We start from the raw sequence: 19,067 nt of genomic DNA on the forward strand, positions 1-19,067 counted from the left end.
CTGACTATAGAACGAGACCCGGCCCCAGTGTCCGGAAACCGGAAATATCGTCTTCGTCACGCGAGATCATCATTCTCGCAAATGAGAATAGCAGCACGGGTGCGTGCCGCCGACCGTCAGTGAACCGGGGTGAACCTGATGTTCAGCGCGGTGAGCCCGCGCAGGATGAAGGTCGGTTCATAGGTGTAGCGGCGATCGTCGGCGGGGCCGTGGTGCTCCTCGTCGATGGTGATCTCGCTCATCCGGTCGAGGATCCGCTCGAGGGAGACGCGGCCCTCCACGCGGGCCAGCGGACCGCCCGGGCAGCTGTGCACGCCACGGCCGAAGGCGATGTGCTCACGGACGTTCTTGCGGTCGAGGCTGAACGTGTGGGGATCCTCGAACCGCACCGGATCGCGGTTGACCGCGCCGGGGCACACCATCAGCGTGGTGCCGGCAGGCACGTCGACCCCGCCGAGTTCGGTGTGCTTCTTGGCGAGCCGGAACTGACTCTTGACGGGTGCGTCCATCCGCAACGCCTCCTCGACGAACGTCGGGATGCGGCTGCGGTCCTGGCGCAGTGCGGCCTGTACGTCAGGGCGGTCGCCCAAGACGCGGAGCGACGCCGACAGCAGCTTCGTGGTGGTCTCCTGGCCTGCGGCGAACAAGAACGTCGCCGAACGGACGACGTCGATGACCTCCGGCGTCGACCCGTCCGGGTACTTCGCGGTGGCCAGCGCAGTCAGCACGTCGTCGCGCGGGTTCTCCCGCCGATCCTGCAGGTACCCGACGAACTTCTCGTCGAGCCACGCCAAGGGGTTCATCGCGAGTTGATCGCCGTCGAGTGAACCGACGATGGCACCTGGCCGGGGCGCGCCGAGCACCTGACGGAACTCGTCGTGGTCGGACTCCGGCACGCCGAGGAGGTCGGCGATCACCAGCAGCGAGAACGGTTTTGCGTACGCGGACAGGAACTCGCAGCGCCCGTCGGCGAGGAAATCGTCGAGGCACTCATCGGCGAGCCGCCACATGAAGTCCTCGTTCTCCTTGAGCCGCCGCGGCGTCAGCAGCCGGTTGAGCAGGGAGCGCGCATCGGTGTGCTGTGGGGGATCCATGGTGACCATGTGCTCGAACATCGGCAGTTGCGAGCGGTGGGCCTCGATCTGCTCGGTGATGTCCTCACCTTCTGGCGTGAACGGCAGCGGCGGGAACGGTCCACCGACCGAGATGCACGACGAGAAGGTGTCGGTGTCCTTGAGCACCGTGGTGGCCTCGTCGAAGCTCGTGATGGCCAGGACGCCGTAGTGGGGCTCGCGGACGACGGGACATTTGCTGCGCAGATGGTCGAAGTACGGATGCGGGTCGGGCACCAGGGATTGGTCGGTGAAGTAGTCGACGGTGTCGAAGTCGGTGGTCGGTGAATCGGCCATGGTGTGCGCTACCTCCCGAAATCAATGTGCGCGCTGACGGTTTCGCGGCGGGCTGGGCCGCGCGACGAGATGGGCCAAATGTGCTGAGCACTTGCTTAGCATGGAGATAGAGTCGTGGTCAAGATCACGCCGCGCGGCGCGGTTACGATTTGCGTGCCGTTTCGTGTGGTGGGAAAGGAGCCTGGCATGGCATCGGCGCGGAGGATCGGGGCGCCGGACGCGAAGAACCGCATCGTGCTGCTGGAGGCCGCAGAACAGCTGATGGTCGAGGAGGGCTACGCCGCGGTGACCTCGCGCCGGGTGGCCGACAAGGCCGGTCTCAAGCCGCAGCTGGTGCATTACTACTTTCGGACGATGGACGATCTGTTCCTGGCGGTGTTCCGCAGACGCGCCGAGGAGGGCCTGGTCGAGCAGGCGCGCGCGCTGGATTCCGCTCAGCCGTTGTGGGCGCTGTGGCGGTTCGGGACAGACCCCGCGGCCACCCGGCTGACGATGGAGATCATGGGCCTGGCCAATCACCGCAAGGCGCTGCGGGCCGAGATCGCGCACTATGCCGAGCGGTTCCGGGACGAGCAGACCAAGGCGATGACGGCTGCGCTGCATCGCTACGGCGTCGACGTGTCCGAGGTTCCGCCGATCGTCTGGACCATCTTCGCGACGAGCGTCTCCCGGGTGATGGTCATGGAGCAGGCGCTCGGCATGTCCTCGGGCCACGCCGAGGTGATCGAGTTCTGTGAGGGCTGGCTGCGGCGCCTGGAGGGCGAGCCGCAGCCGGTCGAGGCATCCGCCTGACGTCACCACCCGATCGGCGCTCGCGACCCCGGAAATCTCATTTACGAATTATAGAACCTCATTTGCAGATCTGCGGAGGTCGTCTGCGTCCAGGTGTGCCCGGGCCTGTTGACGTCGGATGCGGAAGAACTTAGAGGGACAGGATGGTGGCGGACGCGGTGCCGGGTGCGCCGTACACCTGGGCCAGGCCGACGCGGGGACTGCCCGGCACCTGACGGTCGCCGGCCTCGCCGCGCAATTGCCGCACCAGTTCGTGCATCTGACGCAGGCCCGACGCGCCGATGGGCTCACCGTTGGCGATCAAGCCGCCGTCGGTGTTGACCGGGATGGAACCGTGGATCTCGGTGGCCCCGTCGGCCAGCAGCTTCTCTTGTTCGCCGTCGGCGCACAGACCCGTCTCGGCCATGTGGATGACCTCGGCGCCCGCGTCGGTGTCCTGTAGCTGTGCGATGTCGACATCCTCGGGTCCGATACCGGCCGCCTCGTAGGCGGCCTTGGCCGCGTACACCGTCGGCGACGGATCCTCGTCGAGCGGCGCCGAGGTGGCGTGCACCTCGTATGCCCCGAACGTGCGGGTCCGGATCTCACTGGCCCGCACATAGACCGGCTTGTCGGTATAGCGGTGGGCGATATCGGCACGGCACATGACGACGGCGGCGGCGCCTTCGTCGGGCGCGCAGAACATGTACTGGGTGAGCGGGTAGTTGAGCACCGTCGAGTGCAGGATCTCGTCGACGGAAATTTCCTTGCGGCGGAAGGCATTCGGATTGAGTGCGCCGTTGCGGAAGTTCTTGTTGGCGACCCGCGCCAGCGTCTCCCGCGAGATGTTGTGTTTGTGGATGTAGTGATTGGCCTTCATGCCGAAGAACTTGGTGGTGACGAACTGGCCGTTCTCGGCGTACCACTGGGGTAGGGCGAGCTTGGCCGGGTCGTCCGTGAACGCGCCACGCGGATGCTTGTCCAGGCCGATCGCGATACCGATGTCGTACTTGCCCAACCGAATGGTGTCGGCGGTCTGCTGAATCGCGCTGGCCGCGGTGGCGCACGCGTTGAAGACGTTGGTGAACGTGATGCCCGTCAGGCCCACGAGACGGGTGACGGCATCCGGGTTGGACACCTCGTAGCTGCCGCCGAACCCGAATTGGATGTCTTTCCAGGCGATTCCGGCGTCGTCGAGGGCAAGCTGGATGGCTTCGGCGCCCATCTGCATGGCGGTCTTGTCGAAGCGGCCGAAGGGGTGCAGGCCCACGCCGATGATGGCTACGTCATTTGTCATGCTGGATCCTGGATCGGCCGGAAGGCAAACGTGACGACCTCGTTGCCGTCGTCATCGGTGGTGAACGGGATCATGGTGAGTTCGACGTCCTGGCCGAATTGCAGTTTGGCCGGGTCGTTTTCGGTGAGCCGGCCTTCTACGCGGATGATGTCGCCGAGTCGGACAAGCCCGACGCCGAAGGGCACGAAGTCTTTCCCCGTCGGACCTTTGTACGGGGCGCCGGGCGGGAAGCCCTGGGTGGTCCACGCGATCAGGGTGCCGCGGCGGGGCAGCAGCAGGTCGGAAGTGTTGGCGCCGCTGCACTTTGGGCAGCGGTCCTGGGTGGGGAAGGTGGTGGCCTGGCAGTCGGCGCAGTGGCTGCCGATCAGCTGCGGGTCGGCCTCCGGCCAGGTCGAGATCTCCGGCGCGAGAGCAATCTGTGTTGGCACGTCGCTGACGATAACCGGAAATATAATTCTCGTCCAGAGAGAACAGTATGCAGATACGCTGCCTGAACATGAACCCCGTCTGGCCGGGGCCTACTTGGCTTTCTTCATGACGTTCTCGGCGGCTGTCCAGTGCTCGTCGGATGCCCAGAGGCGGGCGAACGCGCTGACGGCTTCGGTAGCCGGTACCCCGCCCAGGACCCGCTTGATCTCACCGGCCGGTCGGCGCGCCAGCAGTGCCGCTGTCGTGCGCCAACTCTCGGCGAACTCGGCCCGCGGCACCACCTGGTCGACCAGGCCGATGCGCAGTGCCGCGTCGGCGTCGAGGACCTGCCCCGTTCCGGCCAGCAGCAGTGCTCGGCTCCGGCCCACCAGTGCGCCGAGGCGTTCGGCGCCGCCCCAGGCCGGCATGATGGCCAGCGACACCTGATTGAAGCCGATCCTGATGTCATCGGCCGCGATGCGGATGTCGGCGGCAACCGCGACCTCGGCGCCCCCGCCGAGAGCATGACCGTTGAGTGCTGCGATCACCGGGCCGGGGAAGCCGGCGATGCGATCGCAGATCGTGCGCATCCGCCAAGCCATCTGTGACGCTTCGAGTTCGGTCCGCAGTGCGGCGAGCTCCTTGAGATCGCCACCGGAGACGAAGGCGCGGTCCCCGCCGCCGGTGATGACCAGCGCCCGGGCCTCGGCGGCCCCGTCGAGTGCCTTGTCGAGCTCGTCCATGGTGTCCAGCGATATGGCGTTGCGGGCGTGCGGCCGGTCGATGGTGATGACGGCGAGGCCGTCGGCGATGTCGAGGTCGACCATAACCGCTCTCCAGTTCTGATATTGGCATTCTCGCTGAGTGAGAATAACATCACCATCGTGCGTGTCATCCCCGCTGAGCTGACCAAACGGTACGTCGAGCAAGGGTGGTGGCGCCCCGAGACGCTGGGACAAATGCTGGCCGAAGGTTTGGCCGCCAGCCCGGACGCCGGCTTTCACGCGCACTCCGAGATACGCCCCTACGCGGGAACCTTCGCCGACGTCGAACGCACCGCCCGGCGACTGGCCGCGGGCCTGGCCGAACGCGGCGTCGGCCCGGGCGACGTGGTGGCATTGCAGCTGCCCAACTGGATGGAAGCCGCGGCCGCCTTCTGGGCGTCGGCGTTCCTCGGCGCCGTCACCGTACCGATCGTGCATTTCTACGGTCGCAAGGAACTCGCTCACATCATGACGACCGCGAAACCGAAGGTCTTCATCACCACAGAGCAGTTCGGCCGCATGACGTTTGTGCCCGACCTGTGCGCCGACGTGCCGATCGTGGGGCTTGTGGGCGACCAGAGTTTCGATGACCTGCTGGCCGACGAGCCGATGGCCGCCACCCTGCCTGCCGACCCGTCCGGGCCCGCGCTCATCGCCTTCACGTCGGGCACCACCCGAGCGCCCAAGGGGGTCATCCACAGTCATCAGACGTTGGCATTCGAGACCCGTCAGCTGCTGGCGAACTATCCGCCCAACCGGGGTCGCCAGCTCACCGCCACCCCGGTCGGGCACTTCATCGGCATGGTCGGCGCCTTTCTGATCCCCGTCCTCGAGGGCGCCCCGATCGACCTGTGCGATGTGTGGGATCCCGGCAAGGTGCTCAAACTCCTTGACGCCGAGGGGATGTCGATCGGCGGCGGGCCGCCGTATTTCGTCACCAGCCTGCTCGACCACCCGGACTGCACCGAGGCGCACCGGTCGCGGTTCACCACCGTCGGGCTGGGTGGGTCCACCGTGCCGGCCGCGGTCACCCGTCGGCTGGCCGACCTCGGCATGTTCGTCTTCCGCGCGTACGGCAGCACCGAGCATCCGTCGATCACCGGTTCGGGGCCGTCGGCGCCGGAAGCCAAACGGCTGTTCACCGACGGCAACCCGCGGCCCGGAGTGGAGATCCGGCTCGGCCCGGACGGCGAGATCTTCAGTCGGGGGCCGGATCTGTGCCTGGGCTACACCGACGACGAGCTGACGGCCAAGTGTTTCGACGCCGACGGCTGGTACCGCACCGGGGACATCGGCGTGCTCGACGACGACGGCTATCTGACCATCACCGATCGCACCGCCGACCTGATCATCCGCGGCGGCGAGAACATCAGCGCCATCGAGGTCGAAGATGTGCTGCTGACGATGCCCGAAGTGGTCGAGGCGGTGGTGGTGGCCGCACCCGACGCCCGACTCGGCGAACGCGTCGCCGCCGTCCTGCGGATCGGGGCCGGGCATGCCATGCCGTCGCTGGACCGGGTCCGGACGCACTTCGAGCGGGCCGGGGTGGCGCGCCAGAAATGGCCGGAGGAGCTTCACGAGGTTCCAGCCGGGCAGGACTATCCGCGCACGGCGAGCGGGAAGGTGCAGAAGTTCGTCATCCGGCGCGAGCTCGCGTGCAGCGCCGCCAGGGGCGGGATTGCGACATCCACAAAGTGAGAATAATATTCTCGTGAACCGAAAAGGAGCATTTCATGGGGCAACTGTCGCACCGCGTCGACATTCCGTTTCCGCTGTTCGATGCGGACAACCACCTCTATGAGCCGCCAGAGGCGTTGCTGACCTACCTGCCCAAGGAGTACCAAGACGTCGTCCAGTACGTCGAGGTCAAGGGCCGCACCAAGATTGCGATCAAGGGTCAGATCAGCAACTACATCCCCAACCCGACGTTCTCGGTGGTCGCCAAGCCAGGGGCGTGGGAGGAGTACTTCAAGTTCGGCAACCCCGACGGCAAGAGCAAGCGTGAGCTGTTCGGCGAACCGATGAAGTCCATCCCGGCGTTCTTCGAGCCGGCGCCGCGCCTCGAGCTGATGGACCAGCTGGGCGTGGATCGCTCGCTGATGTTCCCGACCCTGGCCAGCCTCATCGAAGAGCGGCTGCGCGACGATCCGATCGCCATCCACGTCCTGATCCACTCACTCAACCAGTGGCTCGACGAGGTCTGGGGCTTCAACTACAAGAACCGCATCTTCACCACGCCGGTCATCACGCTGCCGATCGTGGAGAAGGCCATCGAGGAACTCGAGTGGGCCGTGAAGCGCGGGGCGCGCGCCATCCTGGTCCGGCCTGCGCCGGTGCCCGGCTTCCGTGGCCCGCGGTCCTTCGCGCTGCCCGAGTTCGACCCGTTCTGGCAGAAGTGCGTCGAATACGACGTGTTCGTCGGCATGCACTCATCCGACAGCGGTTACTCGCGCTACACCTCCGAATGGGACGGCGCCGCACAGGAGATGCTGCCCTTCCAGACCAATGCCATGTCGATCCTCAACGAATGGCGCCCGATCCAGGATGCGGTCGCCTCGTGGGTCATCCACGGCGCGCTCTTCCGCTTCCCGAAGCTCAAGGTTGGGATCGTCGAGGCCGGCTCGAAATGGATGTTCCCCCTGCTCGATTCGATGACCGAGGTGTACAAGAAGGCGCCCGAGGCGTTCTTGGGCAACCCGATGGAGGAGATCAAGAACCGCATCTTCGTCAGCCCGTTCTACGAGGAGGGCATCGACGATCTGATCAACCTCATCGGGGTGGACCAGGTGCTCTACGGGTCGGACTGGCCGCATCCCGAGGGCCTCGCCGAGCCGACGCACTACGTGACCGCACTCGAGCACCTGTCGATGGAGGACCAGGCCAAGATCATGGGTGGCAACCTCGGCCGCCTAGTCACGGTGTGACACAAAGCCGCGCTGTGACGTTCAAGGGCGCCCTGCGTCCGTTGAGGAGCAGCGGCTGATGACGCAATGGCGGACCATCCCCGAGATGGTGCGCAGCGCTGCGGACCGGTTCGGCGACGCCGAAGCCGTCGTCGACGGTCCGCTGCGGCTGTCCTTCGCCGAAGTCGCCGAACGCATCCGCACCGCCGCAGGCGCGTTCGCCCGCTCCGGGGTCGGCAAGGGGGACCGGGTCGCGCTATGGGCGCCCAACTCCGCGGAGTGGATCATCGCGGCGTTCGGCCTGATGACTGCGGGCGGGGTGCTCGTCCCGGTGAACACCCGGTTCAAGACCGATGAGGCTGCCGACGTCATCGCCCGTAGCGGTGCCAAGGCGGTACTGGTCCAAAGAGGTTTCCTGGGACAGGATTTCGACATACCGGGCGTTCCGACGATCGATCTGAAGTCGGATTTCCTCAGTCGTGGTACGCCATTCGAGTGTGTGGTCGACGGCGGCGACATCGCAGATGTCATCTACACCAGCGGTACGACCGGGCGCCCCAAGGGCGCCATGATGAATCACAGTCAGACCCTTCGGATGTACGAGGAGTGGGCGACACTGGCGGACCTGCGCGAGGGCGACCGCTACCTGATGATCAACCCGTACTTCCACACCTTCGGGCTGAAGGCGGGCCTGGTGGCGTCGTTCCTGCGGGGTGCGACGATGTTGCCGGTCGCGGTGTTCGACATCCAGCGGGCGGTGGATCTCATTGCCGCGGAACGGATCACGATGCTTCCCGGCCCGCCGACGCTGTACCACTCGCTCCTGACGGTCACTGACAAGAGCAGATTGGCGACGTTGCGGGCCGGGGTCACCGGCGCCGCCGACATCCCGGTCGAACTCGTCCGCCGCATCCACGACGAGTTGCCGTTCCAGACGCTGATGACGGGATACGGGCTCACCGAAGCCGGCAATGTCACGCTGTCGCGGCCGGGAGATTCGTCGGTGGATGTCGCGACGACGGCCGGTCTGCCGTGTGAGGGCGTCGAGGTGCGGGTGGCCGACGACGGTGAGGTGCTGGTCCGCGGGTACAGCGTCATGCAGGGGTACCTCGAGGATCCCATCGCGACCGCCGAAGCCATCGACGCCGACGGCTGGCTGCACACCGGGGACCTCGGTGAGTTCACCGAGTCGGGCCGACTGAGGATCGTCGGACGCAAGAAGGACATGTTCATCGTCGGCGGCTTCAACGCCTACCCGGCCGAGATCGAGGGATACCTGCTGGAGCATCCCGCCGTCGCGCAGGTGGCCGTCATCGGCGTCGCCGACGACAGGCTCGGGCAGGTTGGTAAGGCGTTCGTCGTACTCGACGAAAACCCTGGTGCCGCAGGGACTTCCGCCGATGAGTTGCTCGCCTGGAGTCGCGAGCGCATGGCGGGCTACAAGGTGCCGCGTTACCTGGAGTTCCTCGACGAGCTACCCCTCAATGCGACAGGCAAGGTGATGAAGGATCGGCTCGGGACGCGACTCGGTGCCGGTTAAGCACAGTGCTGACACAGCTCGTAAATAACATTTCCGCAGATAAATGGGCATTTATCTGCGGTCTGTAGATGATGTAGTGTCGGGGCACTACCCAAAACTGATAACGTGATTCTCGTTAAGCAGGCTGCTGAACGGACAGGAGGTCGACATGCCGTCCCGCAAGCCTTCAGCGTCGCTACTCGATAGTAGCCAAGACGACCCGTCTCCGGAGGACGCATTGGCGCTGGCCGAACAGGCCGAGGCGGAAGCCGAGGAAGCCGAGGCCGTCGCCGCAGCCGCGCGCGCCAGAGCGCGTGCGATCCGGCTCCGCAACCAGGCTGCGGCCCGGGAACTGCTGGCCGGCAACGACACTGAGGCCGAGCCCTCGTCGGTCGGGTCGACCGTGACGGAGCAGGCTCCACCAGCCGAGACTGACGTCGCCGAAGATGCGGAAGCACCGGAAGAAGTAGACGAGGCGCAGGCGCGTCGACGGCGGTTGCACATCCCGCGGCTGTTCTGGAAAGTCCTGGCGAGCTGCCTGGCGATCATCGCCATCTGTGCGCTGCTCGGCGCCAGCGGCTTCATGCTCTGGAAGCACGGTCAGGCCGATCATCGTCGCCAGCTCACGGCGGAGTTCACCGCGGCGGCCCGGCAGAGTGTCGTGACGCTGATGTCGCTGGACTTCAACCACGTTCAGGACGACGTGAAGAACATCCTGGAAAACTCGACCGGAGATTTCAAAAAAGACTTCGAGGCCCAGCAGAACGACTTCATCAAGCTTGCCCAGCAATCCAAGGTCGTGACCGAGTCGACTGTCAACGCCGCAGCGGTCGACACCATGAGCGACGACAACGCAGTGGTCCTCGTCGCGGCCACTACCCGTGTCACCAACACCGCAGGCGCCCAGCAGCAGCCGCGGTCCTGGCGGGTCGCGGTGAGCCTGGACAGGGAGGGCGGTCAGATCAAGCTGGCGAAAGTTGAGTTCGTACCGTGACCGTGAAGCCTGACACCGAAGAACTCGATGTGTTCGACCTGGTCGAACTCGAGGACGCCGCAGACGTAGCAGACATCGAGACCGGCAAGCGGCGGTGGTGGACACCCTTGCTGCGCCACTGGTTTCCGTTGACGCTGGCATTGGCGCTGGTGTTGTCGGCTGCGTTGGCCGGGTGGTTGTGCTTCGCGCAGTACCGACCGGACCGCGCGACCGATCAGCCCGTGCAGCAGACGGTTCTCAAGGCCGCGACGGACGGCACCGTGGCGTTGCTGTCGTACAAGCCGGACAGCCTCGATCACGACTTCACCACCGCCAAGGCGCATCTCACCGGTGACTTCTTGTCGTATTACAACAAGTTCACCCAGGAGATCGTCACGCCCGCCGCCAAACAGAAGGCGGTGTCCACCTCAGCGGCCGTGGTACGCAGCGCGGTGATGGAGATGCACCCTGATTCGGCGGTGGTGATGGTCTTCGTCAATCAAGCGACCACGAGTAACCAGAACCCGGACGGCAGCTTTGCGGCCAGCACGGTCAAGGTAGGGCTGACCGAGGTCGACGGTAGCTGGCTGATCTCGTCCTTCGACCCGGTCTGACCGGCGCCGCCAAGCGGTGGAAAGCCTGCCGCCCCGGTACCGTCAGCGTCGACACCGACCGGGAGGACGCTACGACGTGACCGAGGGCGATTCGAATTCGCCGGTGCAGACCCACCGGATCCGCCGGATGTCGGGACGCGATCCCCATGAACGGCACCGGGTGTCCTCGCCGCTGGAGTTGTTGTTCGACCTGACGTTCGCGATCGCGTTCGGGGTGGCGGCCTCACAGTTTGCTCATCTGCTGGCCGAGGGACACGTGGGCGACGGGCTGCTGGGGTTCGGCTTCGCGGCGTTCGCCATCTGGTGGGCATGGATGAACTTCAGTTGGTTCGCGTCGGCATACGACACCGACGACTGGATCTACCGGCTGACGACCATGGTGCAGATGGTCGGGGTCATCATCTTGGCTCTGGGGCTCCCGCAGACGTTCGCCTCCATCGAGCACGGCGGCCACGTGAACAACAGCGTCATGGTCGCCGGGTATGTGGTCATGCGAATTGCCATGGTGGCGCAGTGGTTACGGGCCGCACGTCAGGATCCGGCTCGGCGTGCCGCCTGCCTGACGTATGCCACCGTCATCGTCGTCGCGCAAATCGGCTGGATCACCCAAATCTTGGTGAGCACGTCGGTGGGGGTCTTCGCGGCGGGCGCACTGGTGCTGATGGCACTGGAGATGTCCGGGCCGTTCTTCGCCGAGCGCCGCATGGGTGGCACGCCCTGGCATGCCCACCACATCGCCGAGCGGTACAGCCTGCTGGCCATCATCGCGCTCGGCGAGGGTGTGGTCGGGACGGTGGCATCGCTGTCGGCCGCGGTCGGTGAACACGGCTGGTCCGCCGACGCTGTCGTGCTCGCCGTGGCAGGCACGGGGCTCACCTTCGGCATGTGGTGGGTGTACTTCCTGGTGCCCGCGGCGGAGTTGCTGCACGCCCACCGCGAGGTCTCGTTCCTGTACGGGTATCTGCACCTGTTCGTGTTCGGCGCGATCGTGGCGACCGGCGCCGGGCTGCACGTCGCCGCGTTCTACGTCGAAGAGCAGTCCGAGTTGAGCACCGTGGCCACCGTGCTTTCGGTCGCGATCCCGGTCGCCGTCTACATCACCGCGATGTTCGTCATCTACACAATGTTGGTCGGCACGGTCGACGTCTTCCACACCGGACTGCTGGTGGGGGCGGGCGCGGTACTGGCCGCCGCGGTGGCGATGGCCGCTGCCGACATTCCGCTGGCGCCGTGCCTGCTGGTCGTGACGGCGGCGCCGATGGTGATCGTGGCCGGCTTCGAACTCGTGGGCCACCGGCACGCCAGGAAGATCGTCGCCAGACGGCTGGCCGATCAGCGCGGCGGGTGAGCCTCGAAGCCTTCCAGCAACATTCGCTCCTGCTCGACCCGCATCAGCTTTCTGGCCTTGCTGCGGGTGATGAGAATGCCGACGGTGGCCAGCACCCAGACTGCGTACTGAACAGCCCAGGCGACCCGGAACGAGGCGGCCGAATAGTCGCCGGCATGAGCCAGGATCAGCCCCATGGACTGCATGACCAGCAGCGCCGCCAGGAAACCGCCCATGTTCACCATGCCCTGAGCCGTCCCCAGCGTGGCGCTCGGGTTGAAGGTACGGGCGAAGTCGAAACCGACCATCGAACCAGGCCCGCCCACCGAGATGATCACGACGAGCGTCACCAACAGCCACAGCGGGGCGCGGCCGGGCAGCGCGAGCACGACCGTCCAGATCAAGGCATTGCTGCCGACGATGGCAAGCACCAACCGCGATCGTCGGTGCGGGTGGCGGCCCGTGAAGATCCCGATCGCAATGCCCGCGGTGATCGCGACGACGACCGAAAGCGTCAGCAGAGAACCGGCGACGGCGGTGGAGAGGCCCTGCGCGACGGTCAGATAGGGCACGCCCCACATCAGCGCGAACACCGTCACCGAGAACTGGGTGCCCATGTGGGTGAAGAAGCCCAGCCTGGTGCCGGGGCGCAGCCACACCGTCTTCACGCTCGCCAGGATGTCGTGGACGGTGGTGGTCTCGGCGGCGACGACCCGGCCGTGCGGGGTGTTGCGGACCAGCGCGAAGGCCAGTGCCATCGCAACCACTCCGAACACGGCGACGGACAGATAAGCCGGTGTCCAGCCGGAGCCGGTGAGCAGCGCGAGGAAGGGCACCGCGGACAACACCTGGCCGAGCTGCCCGCAGATGCCGGTCAACTGGGTGACCAACGGGACCTGTGACGGCTTGAACCAGTGCGGCACCAGCCGGAGCACCGATATGAATGTCACCGCGTCGCCGAGGCCGACGACGGCGCGGGCCGCGAAGGCCGCGGGCAGCGATTCGCTCAGTGCCAGTACCAGCTGTCCCGTGGCCATCAGCCCCGCGCCGGAGACGATGAGTATGCGCGAGCCGAAGCGATCGAGCAGCAGCCCGGCGGGCACCTGCGCGCCGGCGTAGACGATCACCTGCAGCACGACGAAGCTCGACAGCACACTCGGATTGGCGGCAAACCGGTCAGCGGCCTGCAAACCGGAAACGCCGAGAGTGGTGCGGTCGAGTACCGCGACGATGTACGCGAGCAGTCCGGTGGCCCAGACGATCCAGGGACGCACTCGCGGCCTTTCGTCGAACGGATTGTCTCAATGTCGTGCAACATGGTCGCGCACCTGGGCTGTCGCTTTCCAATTCTGGCCGGGTGAATTGACTCACCGCGTCCCGACATCGACATATGCCTAGTTGGCTGTGATTGCAGGGGCAGGTGTGGGTTCTTGTCGCCCGAACGACATACCTGCAGATGAAAGCTTTGATAGCTCATTCAACAAATGACTCTGTGACGACAGCGAAACTTCGCTCGGAGCTGATTGGCCGGGGTAGGGTGGAGCAATGTATCGCTGTCCGGTCCGGTGCGGGGACGGCCAGATTGACTGAGTATCGGTTGGATGATCTGGCGCGCATCTCAGGGATCAGCGCCCGGAACATCCGCGCCTACCGTGAGCGCGGCCTGCTCGATCCGCCCCGTCGTGTCGGTCGTTCGGCCTACTACGGGGATGCCCACCTGGCGCAACTGGCGGCCATCAGCCAGCTTCTCGGCAAAGGATTCAGCTCGGCACACATCGCCGAGTTTTTCGACGGGCTGCGCGGCGGCCGCAGCCTGGTCGACGTGCTGGGTATTCCACCGACAGCGGTGGGCCAACAGATTCGTCGGCTGCAGATCGCCCCGTCACATCCCGACGTCGGCACCCTCGTATCGCGCGGGCTGGCGCGCATCGTCGACGGCGCCGTGGCGCTGACCGACCCGGCGCTCGCCGAGATCGTCGACCAGGTAGCCGATCAGCCGCTCTGGGTCCACACCATCGCGCAGGTGGTCGCGGCGACCGATGCGGCCATCGATGCACTTGCTGCATCGGCGGTCGGCACGGTCGCCGAGAACTTGACCGCCCAGCCCAAGTCGGACAACCGCGAGTTGGCGCGTGCCGTGCTGTCGGGCGTGCTCGACCAGGCCGTCAAAGAGGCTGCCGCGATCGCGTGAGCGTCACACCCGCGACGTGGCGGGATCACCCCCGAAGCGCCCGGCCAGCCACACCGGGATGATGGCCAGCACGGTCAGGGCGGCGGCGACCACATTGATCACCGGAGCCTGATTCGGCCGGAACAAGTTCGCGAAGATCCAGATCGGCAGTGTCTGCACCGTCGGGCCCGCCGTGAACGTGGTGACGACGATCTCGTCGAACGACAGCGCGAAAGCCAGGATCGCCCCGGCCAGCAGCGCCCCGCGCATCAGCGGGAAGGTGACGAGCAGGAACGTCTGCCAGTCCGAGGCGCCGAGGTCCGCTGACGCGTCTTCGAGGTTGGTGCCCATCTGACGCAGCCTGGCCTGAACGTTGTTGAACACTATGACGATGCAGAACGTGGCGTGACCGATGATCACCGTCGCCAGCCCGAGCGTCATCGCCAAGGTCGAGGTGAACGTCGCGTTCAGCGCGATGCCGGTGACGATACCGGGCAGCGTGATCGGCAGGACCACAAGGAAACTCACCGTGTTGCGGCCGAAGAACCGGTAGCGCTGGACGGCGAACGCCACCATGGTGCCGAGCACCAGGGCGATGACCGTCGCGACCAGGCCGACCACGACGGAGTTGGCGAGCGCCTGCCACATGCCCGTGCTGTGTGCCGCTGCCGACCACCACGCCAGGGTGAAACCGCTCGGAGGGAACGCGAACGTGCGTGAGGCGTTGAACGCGTTGATGACCACCAGAACCAGTGGGGTGTACAGGAACACCATGACCACGACTGTCCAGATGCGAAGCCCGCGTCGTCCTGCGTTGGAGAACATCACACGTTCTCCAACGCACCGGTGCGCCGCATCGCCAGCAGGTAGGCGACGATGGCGACCAGCGGGATGGCCGACAGCGCCGCGGCCAGCGGCTGGTTGTTGGCGGTGACGAGCTGCCCGTAGATGATGTTGCCGAGCATCTGGGTCTTGCCGCCGACGATGGTGACCGCGATGTAGTCGCCCAGTGACAGGGAGAAGGTGAAGATCGAACCCGCCGCGATGCCGGGGAACACCAAGGGCGCCAAGATCAGTCGCAACGTGGTCAGGTCGGAGGAGCCGAGATCGGAGCTGGCGTCGATCAGCGAGTCCGGGACACGTTCGAACGCCGCATACACCGGCATCACCATGTACGGCAACCACAGGTAGGTCAGCGTGATGACAGTGGCCACCAGCCCGTAGCCAGGGGTGAAGCCCGTCGCCCACGACAACGGGCCTGCCGGCGACAGCAGCATGCGCCAGGCGTAGGCCTTCACGAGGTAGCTCGCCCACAGCGGAGTGGTGACGGCGACCACCAGGGCCAACCGCACGCGGCGAGAGGCGACCTTGGCCATGTAGAGCGCCAGCGGTACGGCCAGGGCCGCGCAGCACACCGTGACCGTGGCCGCCACGGCCAGGGTGCGCAACGTCGCGATCCGGAACACCTCGTCGGTCAGCACCCGCACGATGTTGTCGACGGTGAAAGTGCGCACCACCGCGCCGGTGAACTCGTCGGTGCTCCAGAACGCCGAAACCAGAAGAACGGCAAGCGAACCCAGATAGGCCACCACCAGCCAGGTGAGCGGCGGCGCCAGCAGGAACGCCAGCCGCACCCGACGGGTCAGCCCTTGACCTGTTGCCACTTGTCGACCCACTGGCTGTAGGCCGTGCAGTTGTTGCCGCTGCCGTCGACACACTGCGTCTGCGGTGTGGTCCAGTAGTGGATCTGTGCCGCGTAATCCGCGTCGGTGGCGTGGTAGATGTCGCAGAAATCCTTCTGGGTGGTGTGCTCGCACGCCTTCGTCTGCGCCGGCGCCTCACCGAAGTACTCCGCCACCTGGGCGTTGACCTCCGGCGAGGTGATCCAGTTCATCCACTTGTACATGCAGTTGGGGTGGGCGGCTTTCGACGAGATCATCCAGGTGTCCGACCAGCCCGTGGACCCTTCCTTGGGCAGTACGGTGTTGACCTGAACCTTGTTGTCACCGCCGATGGTGTTGGCGATCACCTGCCACGTGGTGCCGATGACCGTGGTGCCGGATTCGAAGGCCTGTACCTCCTTGGTGTAATCCGACCAGTACTCGCCGATGTTCTCGCGTTGGGCCTTGAGCAGATCTGTTGCGGCGTCGAGTTGTTCGGTGGTCAGCGAGTACGGGTCTTTGATGCCCAGCTCCGGTTTGGTCTTGGACAGGTACAGCGCGGCGTCGGCGATGTAGATCGGGTTGTCATAGGCGGTCACCTTGCCCTTGTATTTACCTGCGTCGGTGAACACCGCGGCCCACGAGTTGGGTGCGTCGCGCACGGCATCGATGTTGTACATCAACAGGTTTGCGCCCCAGCCGTGCGGGATCCCGTACATCTGCTTGTTCACGGAATTCCACGGCTTGTCCTTGAGGAACGGCGAGATCGTGGCGTAGTTGGGCACCAGGTCGGTGTTCACCGGCGACACGTCACCGGCGTAGATGAGCCGCAGCGTGGCATCTCCGGACGCCGAGACGCCGTCGTACTGGCCGCTGCGCATCAACTGCACCATCTCGTCGGAGGTGTTGCCGATCTTGACGTTGACCTGGCAGCCGGTCTGCTGCTGGAACGGCGTGACCCAGTCGACTTTCTTGTCGTTCGAGCCGTTTTCGGCGTAGCCGGCCCATGCGATGAGGTTCAACTGCCCCTCGCCGTTGCCGACCGAACTCAGCGGTTCGAGCTTCGGTGGCGCGTTACCGGTGGTTCCCGGGGTCTTGGACCCGGAGCATGCGGCGATCAGCGTCACGCACGCGGCGATCACCAATCCCGCACGCAGAGCTCGGATTCTCTGAGTTCTCATCGTCGGCTCCTTGATCTCGTGACTCAACCGTCGAGGTGGTGGACTGCGGATTGCGGCCAGGTCAGGGTGATGGCCGAACCGTGCGCCAGATCGCCGGGCAGGCCGGCGCTGGCCGTGAGGACGTTGGCCGCCAACGAGACTCCGGTGGCGGTTCGTGCCGCGACGCGGGTCAGCGGACCGGCATAGATGATCTCGGTCACCGTGGCATCGACGGCGCGGTGCCCCTCTGCCACGGGTGTGTTGTTGTGCTGCACAGAGATTCGTTCCGGTCGCACCGCGAGCGTCCCTGACCTGCCGAACACCGTCTCGGCGTCGGTGCCCTCGAGGACGTTGGAGGTGCCGACGAAGTCGGCGACGAACCGGTTGGCGGGCCGGTCATAGACCTCGCGCGCGGCGCCCACCTGTTCGATGCGGCCTGCGTTGAACACCGCGAGCCGGTCGCACAGGGTGAGGGCCTCGTCCTGGTCGTGGGTGACGATGACGAAGGTGATGCCGACCTCACGCTGGATCGCCTTCAGCTCGACCTGCATCTGCTCGCGCAGCTTGAGATCCAGCGCACCGAGCGGCTCGTCGAGCAGCAACACGCGCGGCCGACCGACCAGGGCCCGGGCCAGCGCCACCCGCTGACGCTGACCGCCGGACAACTGGGCAGGCCGACGCGGCGCCTGGTCGGTCAACCGCACCATGTCCAGCGCGTCGGCGGTGCGCTTGCGTCGTTCTGCCTTGGGCACGCCCTTGACCCGCAGTCCGTATTCGACGTTCTGGGCGACGGTCAGGTGGGGGAACAGGGCGTATTCCTGGAAAACGGTGTTGACGTCGCGTTTTCGTGCGGGCACCGATGTGACGTCGAGACCGCCGAGCCTGATGGTGCCCGCGGTGGGTTCCTCGAAGCCGGCGATCATCCGCAACACGGTGGATTTCCCCGATCCGGACGGGCCGAGGATCGCGAACAGTTCACCGTCGGCGATCGACAGGTCGGCCGACTCGACCGCGACCACGGGATGCCGGGCATCGCCGAAAACCTTGCGCACGCCGACGAGTTCGATGCGCGGTTGGATACCGGAGGGCGCGCCGGGGGTATCGGGCGGTGAGCTGACCATCCCCGAGGACATGGTGGGTCATCGTAGGGATTCGTCGGTCGTGGCGGGGCGCCATTGCCGATTTCGTACTGCGGAGCCGTTGTCGCGACGGATTCGGTGCCCTCGACGCCGGTGTGAATCCTGATAGCTATGTGACCAGTGGCGTTGATGTGAATATTGGGACAACTGTCGTAATCTGAGCCTCGTGTCGATGTCCCGGCGCGAGCTGCTCAGATGCGCCGCCGCTGCACCCGCGCTGCTCGGGCTGGGTGAGCTGGCTGCCGCGCCGCCCGCTGCCGCCGCGCCGCTGGGCGTCCTGCTCGATTACGCCGCAGGCGTCATCAAGGCCTCCGACGTCCGATCGGCGGGCGCGCTCGGTGCCATCCGCTACGTGTCCGATCGCCGGCCCGGCGGGGCCTGGATGCTCGGCAAGCCGATCCAGCTTTCCGAGGCCAGGGATCTTTATCAGAGCGGTTTGAAGATCGTGTCCTGCTATCAGTACGGCAAGCAGGACAGCGCCGACTGGTTGGGCGGGCAGGCCGCCGGCGTGCAGCATGCCAAACGGGGGTGGGAGCTCCACGTTGCTGCGGGCGGTTCTTACGGCGCGCCGATCTACGCGTCCATCGACGACGATCCGACACCCGAGCAGTACAAACAGCAGGTCGCGCCGTATCTCCGAGGCTGGGAATCGGTGATCGGCCACCAGCGCACCGGGGTCTACGCGAATTCCAAGACCATCGAGTGGGCGTTGCAGGATGGGCTCGGCTCGTACTTCTGGCAGCACAACTGGGGGTCGCCGGGAGGCGTCGCGCACCCGGCGGCACATCTCCATCAGATCGAGATCGACAAGCGCAGCGTCGGGGGAGTTGGTGTCGACATCAACAACATCCTCAAGCCCCAGTTCGGCCAGTGGGACTAAACATTACTGACTGGTAAGGTTTTCCAGCAAACTTTTTCGCGTCAGCCGTACGCTTCGCTTGACACTTTTGGT

The 19,067-nt window shown here is 65.8% G+C and carries 18 protein-coding genes; 9 read left to right on the plus strand and 9 right to left on the minus strand.

The annotated features are described in order from the left end of the window. Window positions 1–116: 116 nt before the first annotated feature. On the minus strand, window positions 117–1,409 hold the full coding sequence (locus BST13_RS11340; RefSeq protein WP_083163749.1) for a cytochrome P450: 1,293 nt from the start codon (window positions 1,407–1,409) through the stop codon (window positions 117–119). A 186-nt stretch (window positions 1,410–1,595) separates the two neighbouring features. Here BST13_RS11340 and BST13_RS11345 point away from each other — a divergent pair, with 186 nt between their 5' ends. Beyond that, entirely contained in the window at window positions 1,596–2,201 is a 606-nt protein-coding gene (locus BST13_RS11345; RefSeq protein WP_083163751.1) for a TetR/AcrR family transcriptional regulator, read from the plus strand. Between the two features lie 130 nt (window positions 2,202–2,331). Here the strand turns inward: BST13_RS11345 and BST13_RS11350 are convergent, their stop codons facing one another. The 3 genes from BST13_RS11350 to BST13_RS11360 form a co-directional block, all read right to left on the minus strand. After that, complete coding sequence (locus BST13_RS11350) at window positions 2,332–3,477, minus strand: thiolase family protein (RefSeq protein WP_083163754.1); 1,146 nt, start codon at window positions 3,475–3,477, stop codon at window positions 2,332–2,334. Then, window positions 3,474–3,905 (minus strand): Zn-ribbon domain-containing OB-fold protein, encoded by a 432-nt coding sequence (locus BST13_RS11355; RefSeq protein WP_425437006.1) that lies wholly within the window; start codon window positions 3,903–3,905, stop codon window positions 3,474–3,476. The genes BST13_RS11350 and BST13_RS11355 overlap by 4 nt, the downstream gene beginning before the upstream one ends. Window positions 3,906–3,995: 90 nt before the next feature. After that, window positions 3,996–4,712 (minus strand): enoyl-CoA hydratase/isomerase family protein, encoded by a 717-nt coding sequence (locus BST13_RS11360; protein ID WP_083163759.1) that lies wholly within the window; start codon window positions 4,710–4,712, stop codon window positions 3,996–3,998. 57 nt (window positions 4,713–4,769) lie between these two features. Between BST13_RS11360 and BST13_RS11365 the strand changes: the two genes are divergently transcribed. The 6 genes from BST13_RS11365 to BST13_RS11390 all read left to right on the plus strand — a co-directional run bounded on the left by BST13_RS11365 (window position 4,770) and on the right by BST13_RS11390 (window position 12,006). Further along, a complete protein-coding gene (locus tag BST13_RS11365) occupies window positions 4,770–6,347 on the plus strand; it encodes an AMP-binding protein (protein WP_083163913.1) in 1,578 nt (525 codons plus the stop codon). A 35-nt stretch (window positions 6,348–6,382) separates the two neighbouring features. Next, window positions 6,383–7,573, plus strand: a complete 1,191-nt coding sequence (locus BST13_RS11370; RefSeq protein ID WP_083163762.1) for an amidohydrolase family protein — start codon at window positions 6,383–6,385, stop codon at window positions 7,571–7,573. A 58-nt stretch (window positions 7,574–7,631) separates the two neighbouring features. After that, complete coding sequence (locus tag BST13_RS11375) at window positions 7,632–9,092, plus strand: FadD3 family acyl-CoA ligase (RefSeq protein ID WP_083163765.1); 1,461 nt, start codon at window positions 7,632–7,634, stop codon at window positions 9,090–9,092. A 148-nt stretch (window positions 9,093–9,240) separates the two neighbouring features. Continuing rightward, a complete protein-coding gene (locus BST13_RS11380; RefSeq protein ID WP_083163767.1) occupies window positions 9,241–10,065 on the plus strand; it encodes a hypothetical protein in 825 nt (274 codons plus the stop codon). A gap of 74 nt (window positions 10,066–10,139) precedes the next feature. Continuing rightward, the gene (locus BST13_RS11385) at window positions 10,140–10,658 is read left to right on the plus strand and encodes a twin-arginine translocation pathway signal (protein WP_425437009.1); all 519 of its coding nucleotides are present in this window, start codon (window positions 10,140–10,142) and stop codon (window positions 10,656–10,658) included. A 76-nt stretch (window positions 10,659–10,734) separates the two neighbouring features. Next, window positions 10,735–12,006, plus strand: a complete 1,272-nt coding sequence (locus BST13_RS11390; protein ID WP_083163772.1) for a low temperature requirement protein A — start codon at window positions 10,735–10,737, stop codon at window positions 12,004–12,006. Here BST13_RS11390 and BST13_RS11395 read toward each other — a convergent pair. Next, on the minus strand, window positions 11,991–13,259 hold the full coding sequence (locus tag BST13_RS11395; RefSeq protein ID WP_083163774.1) for an MFS transporter: 1,269 nt from the start codon (window positions 13,257–13,259) through the stop codon (window positions 11,991–11,993). The two genes, BST13_RS11390 and BST13_RS11395, sit on opposite strands and share 16 nt — an antisense overlap. Window positions 13,260–13,582: 323 nt before the next feature. Here BST13_RS11395 and BST13_RS11400 point away from each other — a divergent pair, with 323 nt between their 5' ends. Further along, window positions 13,583–14,176: a MerR family transcriptional regulator gene (locus BST13_RS11400; protein WP_083163777.1), complete on the plus strand. Its 594-nt coding sequence runs from the start codon at window positions 13,583–13,585 to the stop codon at window positions 14,174–14,176. 3 nt (window positions 14,177–14,179) lie between these two features. Here BST13_RS11400 and BST13_RS11405 read toward each other — a convergent pair whose 3' ends face one another. Genes BST13_RS11405 through BST13_RS11420 form a run of 4 tightly spaced genes read right to left on the minus strand, consistent with a single transcriptional unit; the run spans window position 14,180 to window position 18,109 of the window. Next, window positions 14,180–14,980: an ABC transporter permease gene (locus BST13_RS11405; protein WP_083163779.1), complete on the minus strand. Its 801-nt coding sequence runs from the start codon at window positions 14,978–14,980 to the stop codon at window positions 14,180–14,182. Next, on the minus strand, window positions 14,980–15,819 hold the full coding sequence (locus BST13_RS11410; protein WP_083163782.1) for an ABC transporter permease: 840 nt from the start codon (window positions 15,817–15,819) through the stop codon (window positions 14,980–14,982). The genes BST13_RS11405 and BST13_RS11410 overlap by 1 nt, the downstream gene beginning before the upstream one ends. Further along, window positions 15,798–16,997, minus strand: coding sequence for an ABC transporter substrate-binding protein (locus tag BST13_RS11415; RefSeq protein ID WP_083163784.1), 1,200 nt, complete (start codon window positions 16,995–16,997; stop codon window positions 15,798–15,800). The genes BST13_RS11410 and BST13_RS11415 overlap by 22 nt, the downstream gene beginning before the upstream one ends. A gap of 23 nt (window positions 16,998–17,020) precedes the next feature. Continuing rightward, entirely contained in the window at window positions 17,021–18,109 is a 1,089-nt protein-coding gene (locus tag BST13_RS11420; protein ID WP_083163787.1) for an ABC transporter ATP-binding protein, read from the minus strand. A 172-nt stretch (window positions 18,110–18,281) separates the two neighbouring features. On the opposite strand from BST13_RS11420, the gene BST13_RS11425 reads away from it, so the two are divergent. After that, a complete protein-coding gene (locus BST13_RS11425) occupies window positions 18,282–18,995 on the plus strand; it encodes a DUF1906 domain-containing protein (RefSeq protein WP_170064276.1) in 714 nt (237 codons plus the stop codon). The last annotated feature ends 72 nt before the right edge of the window (window positions 18,996–19,067 follow it).

Source organism: Mycobacterium aquaticum, assembly GCF_002086485.1.
GTDB lineage: Bacteria > Actinomycetota > Actinomycetes > Mycobacteriales > Mycobacteriaceae > Mycobacterium > Mycobacterium aquaticum.